This window comes from Sungkyunkwania multivorans (genome assembly GCF_042675645.1).
Taxonomy (GTDB): domain Bacteria; phylum Bacteroidota; class Bacteroidia; order Flavobacteriales; family Flavobacteriaceae; genus Sungkyunkwania; species Sungkyunkwania multivorans.
The window spans coordinates 930,023-946,564 of sequence record NZ_JBHTJH010000004.1 but is presented as its reverse complement, the minus strand read 5'-3'; the positions used below and the strand labels follow the sequence as shown (position 1 = coordinate 946,564).

Below are 16,542 nucleotides of genomic sequence, written 5' to 3'. Positions count from 1 at the left end.
TCTATGAAAAGTAAGACATAAGTGTTAATTTTAGGCGTCCAACCAATAACCTAATTAATTAATGAAAAAAATCGCAATATTTGCGGTCGCCGCTGCGGCCTTATCTTCATGTGTATCCCAAAAGGAGCATCTTGCACTTCAAAACGATCTCGAGGAAACCAAAACCCAATTAAAATCCATCACTGAAGAACGCGATGCGCTGAATGAGAAAATGGGACATATACAAAAGCGTATAAGCACGTATTATAGCAAGATCAACGATTTAAAGAAAGAAGTAGTTGGCGATGAAGCGTCCATCGAGGAATCCCCTGGTAGTAACGGAGTTGGCTATGCGACAGGCAATAATGAGCTTGCAGAGCGATTATTGGCATCGCTAGGAAGTGAAGTTCGTGATAACAACAATGTGAACATATATGTTGACCAAGAAGTCATCTCCATATCGCTTGCCAATAATTTACTGTTTAATTCTGGTGGTTATCGCATCAAACGGAGCGCAAATGATATTCTTGCCAAAATTGCTTCGGTCGTCAATGAAGATGATAGCGTAAGCATCATGGTGGAAGGTCATACAGACAACATCCCTATAAGCAGACCTGGTATAGCAGACAACTGGGACCTAAGTGTGAAGCGCGCCACCTCGGTAGTTAGAAAACTGCAAAAGACCCACAAGGTCGACCCTAAGAAGATGATTGCCTCTGGTAGAAGCAGTTATATGCCTTTGGTGGAAAATGACAATAGAACAAATAGAGCAAAGAATAGACGTATACGGATACTGATCCTCCCTAATATTTACAAACATCTATCGCTTATCGAAGAATGATCCATTCGTAACGCTCATAAAATCAAACAACTATAAATGCTGTGGGTACTTTTTTAAGGTTTTCTGGTTTGCTACGTGAACCATATGGCTATTTCGGTACGTAAATTATTATATATTTTTTATTCATATTCTATTTATAACTAATAACCTAAAAATGAAAAAAGTTATTTTACTCGCAGCAACGATTGCCCTAGCATCTTGTGTTTCTAAAAAAAAGTACGTCGCTCTAGAGCAAGAGCACGCAGAAACCAGAAGCCTACTACAAAAGACTGCTGTTGAACGTGACGAGTTAAAGTCTAAAATGACCAACGTAGAGCAGCGTGTTGAAGCCTATTACGACAAGATCAATTCTTTGAAAGAAGAGGTCAACGAGAAAATGTCGATGTCTGACGATGGAACCATTGTCGTGTCCAATGCTGCCAAGGAAAAAATGCGTGCGACCTTGAGCAACGTTAGCGCTTCACAACTTAGCACTGCCTCTACCTTAAAGGACTCCATGAATCTTGCCATCACCTATAATCTCACCAAATCATTAACGGACGATATCAAAAACGATGAGAACATCGATATTTCTATCGACCAGACTGTGGTGATGATCAATCTATCGGACAAATTCTTATTCAAATCTGGTAGTTTCCGAATCAACAAAAAGGCAGATGAGGTTCTTTCGAAAATTGCGGAAGTCATCAAATCTGAACCCAGCATTGATGTGATGGTCGAAGGTCATACCGATTCTAGACCTTACAGCAGACCCAACCTATTGGACAATTGGGACCTGAGTGTAAAACGCGCGACATCGGTGGTAAGAAAGCTTCAAAAGACACATGGTGTAGATCCGTCGAAGATGATCGCTTCCGGTAGGGGAAGTTTTGTTCCTTTGGTACCAAATGACAATGCAGAGAATCAAGCGCGCAATCGCCGCACTAGAATTGTCATTCTTCCTAATTTAGATAAGTTCTTAGCCCTTATGGCAACCAACGAATAATTGCACTTGACATAACCATTTGGTTAGGTTGATGAAAATACCGCTTTCCCCAAAGGCGGCATTTTTTTGCCTAATTTTCTGACAAATTGTTAAAGTATCCATTTGCCCAACTGATAAGGGAAATTTGAATAAAATTTTGATTTTCAAGTTCTTTTTCCTAATATCGAAAAACAAAAACTACTTAATATCATGAGCTATTTCTTTAAAAGACCTCTTATTCTACTACCAATTCTAGTTTTTACTATGTTCGCCTCGTGTAGTAATGATGATAACGATCAAGATACAAACCTTCAGGCAGACAATGTCTTCGAGTATGTTGACACTACTGTAGAATTGAACACACTGATCATCGATTTTTTCAGGACCAGTAACAGGGTATGGATAGGAAAGGGTGTCAATATGAGTGTTACTGGCAATAATGTGCTCGCAGATAGTACAGTTGACTATGTCTATTTTGACATACAAAATCAAACTGATATTGAAGCCGGCACATACCAATTCAATTTGGATGATGCGACAGCATTTACCTTTTTTGGAGAAGTGGTTTTAGGCTATGATCCCATGACCGAGCAAGCCACTACCACGGCACAGATCACAGGTGGTACGCTTACTGTTGAAATTAATGAGGGTGAATATACATTTGTCTGGGATTGCACCGTTTCAGGAGGTATTCGTGTGCAGGGGAACTATACAGGCACCGTTGATCAAGCTATTGACTGATAACGAATAAATAAAAGTACTGCCTCCCTACAGGAGGCTTTTTTTTTGTACTTACTCAAAGAAACCTACGATCCTTCGCACGATATACAAATTTGAGTCCGCTCCAGTCCTGATCGACCGCACATACCTTGATGTCTACCAATCCCATGGCAGTCAAACGATCTCTTATTGGTTCTCTTTTTAATGTTGTTGGAATTTCTGAACTACCTTTTGGCCAACTCACCCAAAGCATTCCTGTTTTCTTTAGAATAGGTTTGAGCGCTAATGCCTTTTTTTCTAACTGCGATAAGGATGTACAGAACAAATGTATAAAGTCCGCCTTCTCGGATGTTAGGTCTTCTAGAAAGTGAATATTTGAAGGGAGGTCGCCCAACAGTTTCAAGTAGTGATCGGGCGGATTGACCAGCAGTACCGAAAAGCCGTCCTTCAAACCTAGTTTCTTACTTAATGGAGTACCGGAATATCCTGCATCATTCGTCATTTTGCATCTGTTATCTTTATTTTAAGCAAGGTACCAAAGTATTCTTTAGGTAAGATGATCATCAAACCAAGCGATCATTCCCAAATATCGTCTCCGTTACGCTCGTACCAGACCGAGTTGTCAGAGATCCGTCTTAGCGAGGAGTCGCTTATACGCTCAAATACAATATCCTGCTGAAATTCTAGAGTATTGGGTCCAGAGCGCAAGGTTACCCTATTACCAAATACTGAATAATCTACTCTGTAAATGATATCGGTAAGTGAAATTTCTGCTGTTTCAAGATCAATGAAACTCAATTGCTGATGGCAATTTATAAAAAAGTTCGGATCTGGTTGTGCATCAAGACACTCTTGTAATGTATCAAAAAAGCGGTGGTCAAATGTTTTCCCAACATAATCAGCTTTCCTCACATCGTCACTTGAAGAACAGCCCAGAAGGAACGATACAGTTAAGAATAGGACCATCGATCGTTTCATCTTTTAAGAAAATTTATTTGCCAAAACATATAATTCATTAATATCGGTATATAAAGCTAAGAATCTTTTAGTTCTTTCAAAACCTCTTCAGCCGATTTCGATATGCCATTGTAGCATCGATACACCCATCTAGAAAAGAAGAATAGGAATATTCCCATAATAGCAAAGTACCATAACCATTTTGTGCCATTCATCAGAAATACATCCTTATCGCCGATCAGCTTAGATGCCACAGGCACCGAGACCAACATTAAAATAAAACTTGAGGCCATTGATATCTTCTGAATCAATAAAAACGATTTTCGCCTTTTTGTAAAATCAACAATTGTCTGCCTATAGTTATTCCTCACGATGTCGATCGTCTTCATTCGCTTGATGGATCTTAAGGATAAAATAGGCAATATCACTAAAAATAGCACCACAATTAGGCCAAAAAGTGACAAATACCAACTATCTAATTTATTGAAGTTGATAATTACAAACAGTGCCATTAGAAAACAAATCACTGCACCAGCCGTTTCATACATTGAAATAGCATTGAATCTGTTCTTAAATTTCTCTTTTGTCATCTCTATGATCAGTTTATCAGTTAGCTTCTTTTGCTTCTCTAGTTGATCGCTCATCTGCGACCAAATGTCTTTCATCTCTTCGATATTCATCTCGCTTGTTTTTCTGTTACTGTCGATTTTAGCTTCTGTTTTATCCTAGAAATTCGAGTCCCAACATTGCTCGTGGTCAATCCAGTGATGGCGGCCATCTCTTCGTATTTCTTTCCTTCGAGCAAAAGAAGTATCAATCCCTTTTCCAGATCATTCAACATTTGTATATGGTCGTACATGAGCTTTAGGCGCTCCTCAAAGTCAGCATCATAATATTCTGTTTGTTGTAACACTACTTTATCGATGGCGACCTTCTGCCCGTTTCTTTTTTCTCTTTTTATCCTGGTAATGGCTGTGTTCAAGGCAACTCTGTACATCCATGTCGATATCTTGGACTCGTTTCTAAAACTTTCAAAATATTTCCAGAGCTGAAACACGATATCTTGATACAGGTCTTGTTGGTCCTCTCGATTGTCGGTATAGACCGTAGTGATCTTGAAGATAATACCCTCGTTATCCTTAATGAGCTTTGTGAACTGCTCTTCTTTACTCATAGAATGCTAATGATTTGAACAATTAGTATCCAAGGGTATAAAAAAATCACATTTAAATTCTAGTTTTCCAAAAATAAAGATGCTTTTGAAAAATAAAATAAAAGGAGATACGAACGTATTCTTATGAAAAGGTAAAAGTAGAGGCTATTCTTTGATCACTACGATCGAGGCGGTGAAGCCAGTTCCCAAGAACCAATAATTGGAAGACACGATATTACCTTGGTCATCCAAAACTCTGAGCTCTGCGGTATTGGGACTAGATTGTCCTTCATTGAGTGCCTCAAAATCTATTTTGTTAAATCCAGATTGTAGTTCCACCTTGATCGCCTTGTAATCCCCAATGAGATACACTTGACTTTGCACTACGACATCATTGACTTTGATCCGTATCAGGTCGCCGTCCACAAATTGATGGTCTCTACACAGTATTTTTACGAATTCACCATTGTTTCTGAGGTCTCCCAGGTATTGATTACGTCTGTAAATACCTTTATAGTCATCTTTTTGGGCATTCGACTTTTGTTTGAATTTTTGGTCTACCTTATATTCTGGAAACCCAAGGTCATTGGTACGCATGATCGCTTTCTGATCCTCATCGGACCTAAAACTTCGAGGTGCTGCCTCTTCCTCTTTTGGTAATAGCAGGCTTGGAGTGCCCTTAGGGGAGTCTATGGAAAAAGAGGTGCCGTTCTTATCACCATCTAGAACGATGGTATCCTGCGCGCTCACGACCATGATCGGTGCGCAGAATATTAACCATATAAAGAGGTGTTTCATCATAGCTCATTAAACAGGGCGAAAAATAACAACATTTTATTTTTCTGACCGTTAAAAACAACATAAATGTCAGGACAAATTATAGTTTAACAAAAATGATGCCTAACAGGGACCTTGGTAGTAAAATAAAAGAATGCCTTACATTTTTTCCGGGCCAGTGCTATGATTTGATCCGCCTTAATTTTCTGCGAATCTTGTTGATGGCGGTTTCGATAGACTTTTCTGGTTCTATGACGTTGTAATCCCCCCAAAAGTTAGGGTCGGAGAATCCTGAAACTTCATCTGATAAAACCACAGAGGGTCGAAGACGTTCACGTGGTTGCACAAATTCCTTTGCGGTGTTCTTTTTCCAATCGGTAATGGCCATTTCCCCAGAGATGGCATAAGTAGAGCTGAAGAGCTTATTTTTCCACTTCACTTTGAATACCATTTGCACATTACTATACCCATAGTACCATTTACCATCATTCTGTCGATAATCCACTCTGTAAGCGGCCTGAGTGGGATACACCTCTGCCCTTGCAGGTTTCTTTCTCACAAAGATCTCGCTGGCCTCCTTTCTATTCTCAACATTTAAATTATAGATCGCGCTTGTCAACGCGTAGGTATTCGCGTCGATATAAAGTTTCCCATAGAACAAGGGTAGCGAAATGTCTGGACGCTGCTTAAAATTGATAACATATACGGGTTTTTCATTGATAAGGGTGGTACGGCCAAAGCTGAAGTCGTAATAATCCAACTGTCCATTTTCAAACATGAACTCAGGATACTTCATAAAATCGATATAAAGTGTATTGAATGGTCCTCCACGGAATTTTAGAGCTATGGTATCCAATCTTGAATAATCTGTGCTCTTTCTCGCCTTATACAGCTTCATCACGTCCTTTCTGCTAGAACTGTATGGCTGCTTGTAAATGTTAACAACGGCTTCGGACAACGAAACGTTCCGTCTTCTTTTCTTGATCGATTCTCTATAGAAGGCTGTCATTATTGAATGATCACCAAGATAGTTGTCTCCTTTTTTTGATAGTGCCTTTCTCACCACCTCCGCTGCATCTTTTGGCATGGAGATCTCTACCTCGGAAAGTTCGGTCACTGCGATGTCCAAGTATATCTTGTTATTCGACGATTTAAGTTCTGACAAGGGAATTATTTTATCGTCATAGCCCAGATGCGATATTCTTACCCGTGCATCGGTCATCGAAGATGGGACTTTCAATAAAAACTCCCCTTCGGTATTAGTGATCACACTGATATTGGTCCCTTCGATGGCGATCGTGGCAAATACCAGAATATCCTTCGATTCACTATCTTTTACCACTCCTTTGTACTGTTCATAATTCTGGCTCTCCTCTTGTTGGAAAAATGCCGCTTTTACATTTTGAAATCCTAGAAGCAGTGCAGCTAAAAACAGTGTCGATAGTTGCACCGAAATAGTATGTCTGAACGATGTGAAGATTATTGGTCTCATGATTTGAACTTTGATATTTTCTTTTCCAGTTAAACACCCTTAATTTATGGAAATTTAGCGACTTATAAAAGTATTGTCGTCGAAATCGATTTGCTCCCATTGTGCCATTTCCTGTGTCTCTTTGTGAATGATCTTTTTGAGCCCTAGATTTAGCTTCTTTCTGCTCCAGTAACTACTTGCCGGATGATGTAATTGGTACTCGCACGAGAGATGTCTCGATAATTCTTGGGACACCATCTTTTTGAACATTTTGGTGCTTGCATTGAAGCAATAGTCAAAACGGTTCTTTTTGATAAAGGCCTCGAATTCTCTCTGGTATTTCATCCCATACCAACCATGGAGCCAACAATTAAAACGGGTCAATTTATCTGCACTTTTTTTAAACAGGAGGAAAAGAGAGGTTTGGAACGGTACCATATTGTAGAAGGTCACTTCGAAACATTCCTCTCCAGATCCATCCAGATGTTGCATCAGTTGCGGAAAGGTCTCCCTAAAGTTGGCGAAAGACTTTTTGGACAATGGCCGCCCCGCTTTGAATTCGTTCGAATAATCGAACTCATATCGATTGGGGGATGCTAATATGAAAAGCACTTTTTTACAGTGCTTTTGCAATGGTTGTGAAGAGACCTTCTCACCTTGAATCCAAAATGTCCATGGCATTACCAAGTGAGGGGGGCGAAAAAAGCGATCTCTAATAATGACGAAATTCTCCTGAACATCGAAGAAAGCCTCCTCGGGATCGTTGATCTTTACAAAATCGTCACGGTGAATACTGGTAACGCGTTTGCCCCGTCTATTGTACACCGGGATCGTAGTGATGGTCGTCATATGTTAGTTCATAAATTGGGTTGCATAATTAATGAATTTTCAGATGCGAAGGGGAAGAAGATATGAACATACTTTGCACATTATGCAATTTGACTATATCTCGATAAGGAGAAGCGATAGAATCTTTAACATATCCTTTGCAAAGAATTGTTAAAATAATAGTATAATTGCATTTAATTTAACAGAAACGGATGTTTACATCCACATATTGAAGTATAATTTATGGGAAGACCAGCAACCAAGCCTCTTACCAGTTTTAAAGATGGTTTTTATATCGAGATCAGAAATAAGGGCTCTAGAACTGGAATCGTACTTAGAAGGGATACCGAAAAGCAAATGTTACAAAGTGCGAAAGCATATGAGGCTACAAAAGAAGTGGTTATTTTAGGAGAATCAAAGAACGGTAAATGGGTTGATGATAACAAACCCAAAAAAAAGACCGCCTAAAAAGCTTGAAGAAAAATAATTATTAACGCCTGCATGGCAAACGGAACGACCCAATATATCCATATTTGGGTCGTTTTTTTATGCCCCCCTATCATTTCACTCTTTATCTTCATTCTTTTACGACCATTGTAATGCAGCGTATTATAAAAATAGATTCCGATGGAAGAGAGGATAAAAAGGGTCCACCCATTGGTTTCGGTCATTGAAAAAGCGTAGGACCGTCCGATCAACTTTACTAGAATTAAACCGACCAGTAATAAGGTGCTGATCTGCAAAAAAGAGATGTATAAGACAGCTTTGGAAATGGCCTTTTTAAAATGCCCCTTCCTTGCCCGCTCTTGATAATAGCGAAGCACTTTATAAAATAATTGATCAAAAAAATTCATCAGTGTCGCACTTTCAAAACTTCAACAACATCATTCAAGGTATGGCCCTTGGCTTGCAACAGTATCAGATAATGGAACAACAGGTCCGCGCTTTCGTTTAGAAAGAGTTCTTCATTGTCATCTTTTGCCTCGATCACGACTTCTACAGCCTCCTCGCCTACTTTTTGAGCCACCTTGTTAATGCCTTTTCTAAATAGGGAGGCAATGTAGCTTTGCTGATTTTCAGAGTTTTCCTTTCTGTCTGTAATTATTGTTTCGAGTTGAGATAAAAAACCAAAATGTTGCTTGTTATCCTCTGCCCAGCATGTATCTGTTCCTTTATGACAGGTCGGCCCTGACGGTTTTGCCATAACAAGAAGAGTGTCATTATCGCAATCCAGTTTCATAGCTACCAGATCTAAAAAATTACCACTTTCCTCTCCCTTGGTCCAAAGGCGTTGCTTGGTTCGGCTAAAGAAGGTCACTTTCTTAGTTTCCATCGTCCTGTCAAGGGCTGCCTGATCCATATAACCGAGCATCAGCACATTTTTAGTTTCGGCATCTTGTACGATTGCCGGCACTAGCCCATCGGTATTTTTGTTAAAATCTATATTCATTGCTTTTCGGTCATTCCTGCGAACTTGCCTTTCGGCAGACAGGAGCAGGATTCTATTTTTAATTGATCTATTTCCTATTTTGCATTCCTGCGTTCGCAGGAATGACAATCAGAGTCGTACGGGAATATCGTTGTCCCTCAGTTCCTTTTTTAAATCTTTAATTTCTATTTCCTTAAAGTGGAAAACACTTGCTGCAAGTGCAGCGTCCGCCTTTCCATCTTTGAAAGTATCTACAAAATGCTGTGTATTGCCTGCACCACCTGAAGCGATGATCGGAATATTCAACATTTCTGAAAGCCTTGCCAAAGCTTCGTTGGCAAAACCATTCTTCGTGCCGTCGTGATTCATGGAGGTGAACAGAATTTCTCCTGCGCCGCGTTCCGCGACTTCTTTTGCCCATTCAAACAAGTCGAGTTCTGTTGGGACCTTACCACCGACCAAATGCACTTTCCACTCACCCTCTATTTCTTTGGCATCGATCGCCACGACGATACATTGTGACCCAAATTTGGCCACTAGATCGTTGATCAACTGAGGATTTTTTACAGCTGAAGAATTAATGGAGACCTTGTCCGCCCCTCGCTTGAGCAATATGTCCACATCTTCTACAGAACTGATGCCACCACCTACGGTAAATGGGATATTTACCTTTTCGGCCACATGAAGCACCAAATCTGCCAAGGTCCTTCTCCTTTCTTCGGTGGCGGATATGTCCAAGAATACGAGTTCGTCGGCCCCAGCTTTCGAATAGGCGTCTGCCAACGCTACGGGATCACCAGCATCTCGCAGGTCCACAAAATTGACACCCTTTACGGTCCTCCCGTTCTTTATGTCCAAACAAGGAATAATACGTTTTGTAAGCATTTATATATTTTGAATTGAGATCTCCCCGCTATCAAAAGTTGGAAGATCTAGTTCTTATTTTTAATATTGAGATCTACCCCATCATAAAAACCTAGATCCTTTGCCACGAGCTGCTTCACCCAAAATGCGATCTGGCCGGTATGGTAGGAATAATGTTCTACCACATGCATCACAATTCCAATCCCAGAAAATGTAAAGCCTTGTACCTCACGTTTCTTTGTCAATTGTTCTGCCGTGGCATATTGAATGGTCGCCTTCGCCTTGTTGACGATCTCATCTAACTTTTCAAACAATTCGTCTTTCACGAGACCCTCCATAGCATTGAACTCGGCATCTCTGTCGCGATCATCTGGCAATTCTCCCAAAGAGGCTATCGCGTATTGGCCAATGTTACCACAGAGATGCAAAATGAGATTCCCTATACTGTTAGAAACGTGGTTGGGTCGCACCCAAACGCCAGCCTCTCCAATTTCGGACAACGCTCTTTTTATCATCCGTGTACTCTCATCCAGGCGATATATGGCGTTTTGTTTGAATTCTTCTATGATCTGTGCTTCCATGAGAAATAGGATTATAGAGAGCAAAACAACGAATTATATATTCTTTCTTCTTTCGGTTTTGTCGGATATCTCTATCCTTCGTCCTTTGTCTTTTTAAACTTCTAAAATATAATTTTCTAACTGCTTCATGCTAATCCTTCCTTCATAAATGGCCTTACCAATGATAGTGCCTTCACATCCAATTTCCGCAAGCTTGGGTAATTCTTCAAAAGTTGAGATCCCGCCAGAGGCGATCAGTTTCAGCTCATGGTCACAAGCGCTTAATATTTTTTCATACAAATCGAACGATGGGCCTTGCAACATCCCATCTTTGCTAATGTCGGTGCATATTACATAGTCAACTCCTTCGGCTTGATATCCCTGAATAAAAGGAATCAATTCTTGCTCACTCTCTTCCAGCCAACCAGAAATGGCGATCTTCTCGTTATTAGCGTCGGCGCCAAGGATGACCTTTTCGCTTCCATATCCTTTCAACCAATTTTTAAAGGTTATTGGGTCCTTTACGGCAATACTTCCGCCGGTGATCTGATTGGCACCACTTTCAAAAGCGACTCTTACATCCTCATCCGATTTGAGGCCGCCGCCGAAGTCGATCTTCAAGCTAGTTTTGGACGCGATTTGCTCCAAAACCTTATGGTTGACAATATGTTTACTCTTAGCGCCATCAAGGTCAACTAGATGTAAATGATCAATTCCATGGGCTTCGAACTCCTTGGCAACTTCCAAGGGGTTCTCATTATACACTTTTTTGGTGCTGTAATCTCCTTTGGACAAGCGTACGCACTTGCCGTCTATAATGTCTATGGCTGGGATAATTCTCATTTCTTATTGTTCATGTCATTCCGCAGCTGATACGGAATTATAATTAAAATATGTTGGGTTCCTGTTATCGCAGGAATGACAAGGGTCAAGATTCTAACTTCAAAAAATTTTCTAAAATTCGCGCTCCAGCCTCACTACTCTTCTCTGGGTGGAACTGCACACCATAAAAGTTCTTCTTTTGTAATGCTGTGGCATATTTCAGACCATAGTCGGTGGTCGCGATGGTTTCGTTGCACACCGGAGCATAAAAACTGTGCACTAGATACATATATTCGTTCTCCTTGACCCCGTCAAAGAGGTGAGACTTTAGATCTGATATCTGATTCCAACCTATTTGCGGCACTTTTACACCATGGTCGAATTTCACGACATCTACATCAAATATCCCCAACCCGTGGGTATCTCCTTCTTCCGAACCATTACACATCAATTGCATTCCTAGACAAATTCCCAAGACCGGCTGTTCCAAATTTGGTATCAGAGTGTCCAAGCCAGTTGCCTTAAGCTTATTCATAGCGCTGCTAGCCTCTCCAACCCCAGGGAATATTACCTTATCGGCAGCTTGGATAACCTCTGGGTCATTGCTTAATACCGATTGGTATCCTAAACGCTGAATGGCGAATTGAATACTTTGTATATTGCCTGCGCCATAATCTATTATTACTATTTTCATATTACATCTACGATTAAGAAAATAATGAATTTGAATTCCTGCTTGCGTAGGAATGACCATTGGATATGATTTACAACATTCCTTTGGTCGATGGCAAGATCATCTTCTCAGCATCCCGTTTCACGGCTACCTTAATAGCCTTGGCAAAGGCCTTAAAGATAGCTTCGATCTTGTGATGTTCATTCTGTCCTTCTGCCTTTATATTCAAATTGGCCTTTGCTCCGTCGGTGAATGACTTAAAAAAGTGATAGAACATCTCGGTTGGCATTTTCCCGATCATCTCCCTTTGAAACTCTGCCTCCCAAACCAGCCAGTTCCTTCCACCAAAGTCAATGGCCACCTGCGCGAGACAATCGTCCATCGGCAAACAGAAACCGTAGCGCTCTATTCCTAATTTGTCGCCTAATGCCTTGCTGAATACCTCACCTAGTGCAATGGCCGTGTCTTCGATGGTGTGATGCTCATCTACTTCCAAATCGCCTTTAACGCTAATGTCAAGATCCATTTGCCCGTGACGTGCTATTTGATCCAACATATGATCGAAGAAGGCGATTCCGGTGTTGATAGTGCTCTTTCCGGTGCCGTCGAGGTTCAGGTCGATAGCGATATCGGTCTCATTCGTCTTCCGTCTGATGCTGGCAGAACGACTTTGAAGTTTTAAAAATTCATAGATCTTTTTCCAATCATTGGATTCCAATGCGATGACCTTTTGGAGCTCCTCTCGTTTTACCGTGAGCTCGTCATTTCCCAAGTTGGTGTTATCATTGATAAAGATACCCTTCGCCCCTAAATTCTTGGCCAATTCAATATCTGTGAGACGATCTCCCATCACAAATGAGTTGGTTAGGTCATAGTCGTCCGAAAAATATTTGGCGAGCAATCCAGTACCAGGCTTGCGGGTGTCTCTATTTTCATGGGGAAAGCTACTGTCTATAAAGATCTCATCAAAGGCCACGCCCTCGCTTTCAAATGTTTTGATAATGAAATTTTGAACTGGCCAAAAAGTATCCTCTGGAAAGCTTTCGGTTCCCAGACCATCCTGATTGGTGATCATGGCAAGCTCAAAATCGAGTTCTTCGGCAATCTTCCCCAAATATGTCAGCGCCTTTGGATAAAAATCTAATTTTTCAAAGCTATCGATCTGCTCATCTGCAGGCTCTTTGATCATGGTACCATCTCGGTCTATAAACAAAACGCGTTTGGCCATTATACAATCTCTTTTAATGCGTTAATCAATCTTTTATTTTCTTCGGGGGTTCCCACGGTAAATCGCAATGTTTGCTCACATAGCGGTTGTGTACTTCGATTTCTTACCACGACCCCCTTTTGCACAAGTTGTTCGTATCGTTTGTTGGCATCGTCAACTCGTGCCAACACAAAATTAGCATCCGTCGGAAATATTTCTTCTATAAAATTCACCTCTTGCAATGCTTTGACCAAACCTTCCCTTTCCTTGATTATTTTCGACACCTCTTTTCTTACCGCCGACATATCGGCGATTCGTTCTAACGCTCGTTGCTGCGTAAGCTCATTAACGTTGTATGGCGCCTTTATTTTGTTGAGGATGGCGATGATCTCTTTAGAGGCATAACATATTCCCAACCGAATTCCTGCGAGCCCATAGGCTTTGGAAAGCGTTTGCGTAACGATCAAATTTGGATAGTCTGAAAGTTTAGACACCCAGCTTTCATTTTCGGCAAAATCGATATAGGCCTCATCGATGACTACGAGTCCATTAAAACCATTGAGCAAACGTTGGATACACACTGCTGAAAAACTATTTCCCGTAGGATTATTGGGCGAACATAGAAATAATAATTTGGAGTTCTTGTTGGCCATGTTGAGCGTCTCTTCAACTCTTGGTTCAAAGTCTTTAGAAAGCAACACTTCTCTATTTTCCACATCATTGGTCGCTGCAAGTACTTTGTACATGCCATAAGTTGGTGGCAACGTAATAATATTGTCGACCTTTGGCTCGCAGAAAGCCCTAAAAATAAGGTCCAACACCTCGTCAGAGCCATTGCCCAAAAGAATTTGACCAGAATACACTCTTTTTTGCTTGGCCAACACTTCTTTTAAATCGCGCTGCTGTGGATCGGGATAACGGTTAACACCATTATCAAATGGATTTTCATTGGCGTCCAAGAAGACCATGTCCTTATCGAAGTCCTTAAATTCGTCACGAGCCGAACTATATGGCTTCAGCGTCGCGACATTTTCACGGACAAGATCATTTATATTGAAGGTAATCGCTTTCATCATTTCAAACTTTGCAAACGTAATGTTACTGCATTCTTGTGTGCATAAAGTCCCTCAGCCTCAGCCATCAACTCTATGGCTTCTCCTATTCCCTGTATTCCTTCCGCAGATATCTTTTGAAAGGTCATACTTTTCATAAAGCTATCGAGATTGACACCGCTATATTGCTTGGCATACCCATTTGTCGGTAAGGTATGGTTGGTCCCTGAGGCGTAGTCACCAGCACTCTCGGGAGTATAATTACCCACAAACACAGAGCCAGCGTTGACGATCCCATTTACATAAAGGTCTTCCTCTTTCACACATATGATAAAGTGTTCAGGGCCATATTCGTTGATCAATTCTAGTGCGGTCTCATCATTTTCAACATAAATAAGACGAGAATTCTCGATGGCCTTGGATGCAATATCCTTCCGTGGAAGTGCCGCAAGTTGCCCATACACCTCGTTTTCGACCTTTTCGATCAACGATTTCGAGGTGGACACAAGGATGACCTGACTATCTGCGCCATGCTCTGCCTGACTAAGCAAGTCAGAGGCTACAAAGGCTGCATCGGCAGTATCATCTGCAACCACCAGCAATTCCGATGGGCCCGCTGGCATATCGATTGCCACTCCAAACTTTGTTGCTAGTTGTTTCGCTACCGTAACAAATTGGTTGCCTGGACCAAAGACCTTATACACCTGTGGTATCGTAGCCGTACCAAAGGTCATTCCAGCAATCGCCTGTATACCGCCCACCTTATAGATCTTGGTGACACCGCAAAGGCTCGCGGCATATAAGATCGCTGGGTTCACTTTCCCTTTCTTATCCGGAGGAGAGCATAATATGATCTCTTTACAACCAGCAAGCTTAGCAGGAATAGCTAACATTAAAATGGTCGAGAACAAGGGTGCTGTTCCTCCCGGGATATAAAGTCCCACACGCTGAATCGGGCGTTTTTCTTGCCAACATTTTACACCTTTCATGGTTTCGGCGGATACCATCTCCGTCTTCTGTGCGGCATGAAAGGTTTCGATATTGGATTTGGCCAATTGAATGGCCTTTTTCAATTCATCAGAAATAACCGACTCGGCCTCGTTGAGTTCAGAATCGGAAACCATATTGTCACTTAATTGAACGCCATCGAAAAGTGAGGTGTATTTTTTGATCGCGCTATCGCCTTTGGTCTTGACCTCGTTAAACACCTCCAAAACTGTGGCCTCGATATCTTCAACGGTCTGTGTGGGTCGTTTCAGGATATCTTTCCAAGTATTCTTATTTGGACTATATATCTTTTTCATCATTTATAAAGTTTGATTTAAGCTTTTGCCAGAGCAAAACCACTACACAACCATTTTTTCTATTGGGCATACTAGAATTCCCTCGGCTCCTGCCGCTTTGAGTTCGTCGATGATCTCCCAAAATTTATCCTTGCTAATGACAGAATGCACTGAGCTCCAACCCTTTTCTGCCAATGGCAATACTGTAGGGCTGCGCATTCCTGGTAGAATGGAAATGATGTCCTTTAGCTTTTCATCTGGAGCATTCAGCAAGACATATTTGCTTTCTCTTCCTTTTTGTACCGAACGTATTCTAAATTGAAGTCGCTCCAGAATCTCTTTCGCTTCGGACGAAATTGTTGGGGACACGGTCAAAACAGCTTCACTTCTTAGCATCACCTCTACCTCCTTCAAGTTGTTCTTGAAAAGCGTACTGCCGCTTGAAACTATATCACAGATGGCATCCGCCAACCCTATGTTTGGGGCGATTTCTACAGAACCATTGATAATATGGAGGTCAGCCTCGATGCCCTTATCGGCCAAGAAGGTCTTTACCGTATTGGGATAAGAGGTGGCAATACGCTTCCCCTTGAAATCTTCAATGCCTTTATAGTTCTCGTTTTTAGGAATGGCCAATGACACCTTACATTTGGAAAACCCAAGTCGCTCCACAATTTTAAGGTCTTGCCCTTTTTCGATAAGTGTGTTTTCGCCCAAGATGGCAATGTCCACCACACCATCTCTAAGATATTGAGGAATATCACCATTTCGCAAGTAAAAAACTTCTAGTGGAAAATTTCTAGCCGAGGCCTTGAGCTGGTCTTTCCCATTATCGATAGATACACCACAATCTTTTAATAATCTAAGAGAATCTTCGTTTAGTCGGCCAGATTTTTGGACCGCAATTCTAATTTTTGTCATTTTCAATTTTCAATTTGACTATGAGTAGTCAAGCAATTCTT

21 protein-coding genes are annotated in these 16,542 nt (G+C 41.1%); 4 read left to right on the top strand and 17 right to left on the bottom strand.

Annotation, left to right across the window (positions count from 1 at the left end; translation table 11 throughout):
* Positions 1 to 61 precede the first annotated feature (61 nt).
* The 3 genes from ACFQ1M_RS07225 (at position 62) to ACFQ1M_RS07215 (ending at position 2,525) form a co-directional block, all read left to right on the top strand.
* The gene (locus ACFQ1M_RS07225; protein ID WP_386406058.1) at positions 62 to 820 is read left to right on the top strand and encodes an OmpA/MotB family protein; all 759 of its coding nucleotides are present in this window, start codon (positions 62 to 64) and stop codon (positions 818 to 820) included.
* A 154-nt stretch (positions 821 to 974) separates the two neighbouring features.
* Entirely contained in the window at positions 975 to 1,805 is an 831-nt protein-coding gene (locus ACFQ1M_RS07220; protein WP_386406057.1) for an OmpA/MotB family protein, read from the top strand.
* Positions 1,806 to 1,994: 189 nt separating this feature from the next.
* Entirely contained in the window at positions 1,995 to 2,525 is a 531-nt protein-coding gene (locus tag ACFQ1M_RS07215) for a hypothetical protein (RefSeq protein WP_386406055.1), read from the top strand.
* A gap of 55 nt (positions 2,526 to 2,580) precedes the next feature.
* Here the strand turns inward: ACFQ1M_RS07215 and ACFQ1M_RS07210 are convergent, their stop codons facing one another.
* The 7 genes from ACFQ1M_RS07210 to ACFQ1M_RS07180 all read right to left on the bottom strand — a co-directional run bounded on the left by ACFQ1M_RS07210 (position 2,581) and on the right by ACFQ1M_RS07180 (position 7,711).
* Complete coding sequence (locus tag ACFQ1M_RS07210) at positions 2,581 to 3,006, bottom strand: DUF3052 domain-containing protein (protein WP_386406053.1); 426 nt, start codon at positions 3,004 to 3,006, stop codon at positions 2,581 to 2,583.
* Positions 3,007 to 3,080: 74 nt separating this feature from the next.
* Complete coding sequence (locus ACFQ1M_RS07205) at positions 3,081 to 3,482, bottom strand: hypothetical protein (protein WP_386406051.1); 402 nt, start codon at positions 3,480 to 3,482, stop codon at positions 3,081 to 3,083.
* Positions 3,483 to 3,538: 56 nt separating this feature from the next.
* A complete protein-coding gene (locus ACFQ1M_RS07200) occupies positions 3,539 to 4,141 on the bottom strand; it encodes a hypothetical protein (protein WP_386406048.1) in 603 nt (200 codons plus the stop codon).
* The gene (locus tag ACFQ1M_RS07195; protein ID WP_386406045.1) at positions 4,138 to 4,635 is read right to left on the bottom strand and encodes an RNA polymerase sigma factor; all 498 of its coding nucleotides are present in this window, start codon (positions 4,633 to 4,635) and stop codon (positions 4,138 to 4,140) included. Before ACFQ1M_RS07195 ends, ACFQ1M_RS07200 begins: the two co-directional genes overlap by 4 nt.
* 144 nt (positions 4,636 to 4,779) lie before the next feature.
* Positions 4,780 to 5,415 (bottom strand): hypothetical protein, encoded by a 636-nt coding sequence (locus ACFQ1M_RS07190; protein WP_386406041.1) that lies wholly within the window; start codon positions 5,413 to 5,415, stop codon positions 4,780 to 4,782.
* 157 nt (positions 5,416 to 5,572) lie between these two features.
* Complete coding sequence (locus ACFQ1M_RS07185) at positions 5,573 to 6,883, bottom strand: carboxypeptidase-like regulatory domain-containing protein (RefSeq protein ID WP_386406038.1); 1,311 nt, start codon at positions 6,881 to 6,883, stop codon at positions 5,573 to 5,575.
* Positions 6,884 to 6,937: 54 nt separating this feature from the next.
* Entirely contained in the window at positions 6,938 to 7,711 is a 774-nt protein-coding gene (locus ACFQ1M_RS07180) for a hypothetical protein (RefSeq protein ID WP_386406035.1), read from the bottom strand.
* A gap of 222 nt (positions 7,712 to 7,933) precedes the next feature.
* Between ACFQ1M_RS07180 and ACFQ1M_RS07175 the strand changes: the two genes are divergently transcribed.
* Positions 7,934 to 8,158, top strand: coding sequence for a hypothetical protein (locus ACFQ1M_RS07175; protein ID WP_386406032.1), 225 nt, complete (start codon positions 7,934 to 7,936; stop codon positions 8,156 to 8,158).
* On the opposite strand, the gene ACFQ1M_RS07170 is transcribed toward ACFQ1M_RS07175, so the two are convergent.
* The 10 genes from ACFQ1M_RS07170 to hisG all read right to left on the bottom strand — a co-directional run bounded on the left by ACFQ1M_RS07170 (position 8,155) and on the right by hisG (position 16,501).
* A complete protein-coding gene (locus ACFQ1M_RS07170) occupies positions 8,155 to 8,544 on the bottom strand; it encodes a hypothetical protein (protein WP_386406029.1) in 390 nt (129 codons plus the stop codon). The genes ACFQ1M_RS07175 and ACFQ1M_RS07170 overlap by 4 nt on opposite strands.
* Positions 8,544 to 9,182 (bottom strand): bifunctional phosphoribosyl-AMP cyclohydrolase/phosphoribosyl-ATP diphosphatase HisIE, encoded by a 639-nt coding sequence (gene hisIE / locus ACFQ1M_RS07165; protein ID WP_386407081.1) that lies wholly within the window; start codon positions 9,180 to 9,182, stop codon positions 8,544 to 8,546. Before hisIE ends, ACFQ1M_RS07170 begins: the two co-directional genes overlap by 1 nt.
* Before the next feature lie 66 nt (positions 9,183 to 9,248).
* Entirely contained in the window at positions 9,249 to 10,004 is a 756-nt protein-coding gene (hisF, locus tag ACFQ1M_RS07160) for an imidazole glycerol phosphate synthase subunit HisF (RefSeq protein ID WP_386406026.1), read from the bottom strand.
* 47 nt (positions 10,005 to 10,051) lie between these two features.
* Positions 10,052 to 10,564: a DinB family protein gene (locus ACFQ1M_RS07155; RefSeq protein ID WP_386406023.1), complete on the bottom strand. Its 513-nt coding sequence runs from the start codon at positions 10,562 to 10,564 to the stop codon at positions 10,052 to 10,054.
* 93 nt (positions 10,565 to 10,657) lie between these two features.
* Complete coding sequence (hisA, locus tag ACFQ1M_RS07150) at positions 10,658 to 11,386, bottom strand: 1-(5-phosphoribosyl)-5-[(5-phosphoribosylamino)methylideneamino]imidazole-4-carboxamide isomerase (protein ID WP_386406020.1); 729 nt, start codon at positions 11,384 to 11,386, stop codon at positions 10,658 to 10,660.
* 85 nt (positions 11,387 to 11,471) lie between these two features.
* A complete protein-coding gene (hisH, locus tag ACFQ1M_RS07145) occupies positions 11,472 to 12,059 on the bottom strand; it encodes an imidazole glycerol phosphate synthase subunit HisH (RefSeq protein WP_386406017.1) in 588 nt (195 codons plus the stop codon).
* Between the two features lie 70 nt (positions 12,060 to 12,129).
* Entirely contained in the window at positions 12,130 to 13,266 is a 1,137-nt protein-coding gene (gene hisB / locus ACFQ1M_RS07140; RefSeq protein ID WP_386406014.1) for a bifunctional histidinol-phosphatase/imidazoleglycerol-phosphate dehydratase HisB, read from the bottom strand.
* A complete protein-coding gene (gene hisC, locus ACFQ1M_RS07135; RefSeq protein ID WP_386406011.1) occupies positions 13,266 to 14,321 on the bottom strand; it encodes a histidinol-phosphate transaminase in 1,056 nt (351 codons plus the stop codon). The genes hisB and hisC overlap by 1 nt, the downstream gene beginning before the upstream one ends.
* Entirely contained in the window at positions 14,318 to 15,601 is a 1,284-nt protein-coding gene (hisD, locus tag ACFQ1M_RS07130; protein ID WP_386407078.1) for a histidinol dehydrogenase, read from the bottom strand. The genes hisC and hisD overlap by 4 nt, the downstream gene beginning before the upstream one ends.
* A gap of 42 nt (positions 15,602 to 15,643) precedes the next feature.
* Positions 15,644 to 16,501 (bottom strand): ATP phosphoribosyltransferase, encoded by an 858-nt coding sequence (gene hisG / locus ACFQ1M_RS07125; RefSeq protein ID WP_386406008.1) that lies wholly within the window; start codon positions 16,499 to 16,501, stop codon positions 15,644 to 15,646.
* Between the last annotated feature and the right edge of the window lie 41 nt (positions 16,502 to 16,542).

Coding starts and splice junctions, on each gene's coding strand:
- hisH (WP_386406017.1), bottom strand. CDS start 12,059: ATGAAAATAGTAATAATAGATTATGGCGCAGGCAATATACAAAGTATT.
- hisB (WP_386406014.1), bottom strand. CDS start 13,266: ATGGCCAAACGCGTTTTGTTTATAGACCGAGATGGTACCATGATCAAA.
- hisA (WP_386406020.1), bottom strand. CDS start 11,386: ATGAGAATTATCCCAGCCATAGACATTATAGACGGCAAGTGCGTACGC.
- ACFQ1M_RS07190 (WP_386406041.1), bottom strand. CDS start 5,415: ATGATGAAACACCTCTTTATATGGTTAATATTCTGCGCACCGATCATG.
- ACFQ1M_RS07225 (WP_386406058.1), top strand. CDS start 62: ATGAAAAAAATCGCAATATTTGCGGTCGCCGCTGCGGCCTTATCTTCA.
- ACFQ1M_RS07210 (WP_386406053.1), bottom strand. CDS start 3,006: ATGACGAATGATGCAGGATATTCCGGTACTCCATTAAGTAAGAAACTA.
- hisC (WP_386406011.1), bottom strand. CDS start 14,321: ATGATGAAAGCGATTACCTTCAATATAAATGATCTTGTCCGTGAAAAT.
- ACFQ1M_RS07175 (WP_386406032.1), top strand. CDS start 7,934: ATGGGAAGACCAGCAACCAAGCCTCTTACCAGTTTTAAAGATGGTTTT.
- ACFQ1M_RS07205 (WP_386406051.1), bottom strand. CDS start 3,482: ATGAAACGATCGATGGTCCTATTCTTAACTGTATCGTTCCTTCTGGGC.
- ACFQ1M_RS07220 (WP_386406057.1), top strand. CDS start 975: ATGAAAAAAGTTATTTTACTCGCAGCAACGATTGCCCTAGCATCTTGT.
- ACFQ1M_RS07195 (WP_386406045.1), bottom strand. CDS start 4,635: ATGAGTAAAGAAGAGCAGTTCACAAAGCTCATTAAGGATAACGAGGGT.
- hisG (WP_386406008.1), bottom strand. CDS start 16,501: ATGACAAAAATTAGAATTGCGGTCCAAAAATCTGGCCGACTAAACGAA.
- ACFQ1M_RS07200 (WP_386406048.1), bottom strand. CDS start 4,141: ATGAATATCGAAGAGATGAAAGACATTTGGTCGCAGATGAGCGATCAA.
- hisF (WP_386406026.1), bottom strand. CDS start 10,004: ATGCTTACAAAACGTATTATTCCTTGTTTGGACATAAAGAACGGGAGG.
- ACFQ1M_RS07155 (WP_386406023.1), bottom strand. CDS start 10,564: ATGGAAGCACAGATCATAGAAGAATTCAAACAAAACGCCATATATCGC.
- ACFQ1M_RS07180 (WP_386406035.1), bottom strand. CDS start 7,711: ATGACGACCATCACTACGATCCCGGTGTACAATAGACGGGGCAAACGC.
- hisD (WP_386407078.1), bottom strand. CDS start 15,601: ATGAAAAAGATATATAGTCCAAATAAGAATACTTGGAAAGATATCCTG.
- ACFQ1M_RS07185 (WP_386406038.1), bottom strand. CDS start 6,883: ATGAGACCAATAATCTTCACATCGTTCAGACATACTATTTCGGTGCAA.
- ACFQ1M_RS07215 (WP_386406055.1), top strand. CDS start 1,995: ATGAGCTATTTCTTTAAAAGACCTCTTATTCTACTACCAATTCTAGTT.
- ACFQ1M_RS07170 (WP_386406029.1), bottom strand. CDS start 8,544: ATGAATTTTTTTGATCAATTATTTTATAAAGTGCTTCGCTATTATCAA.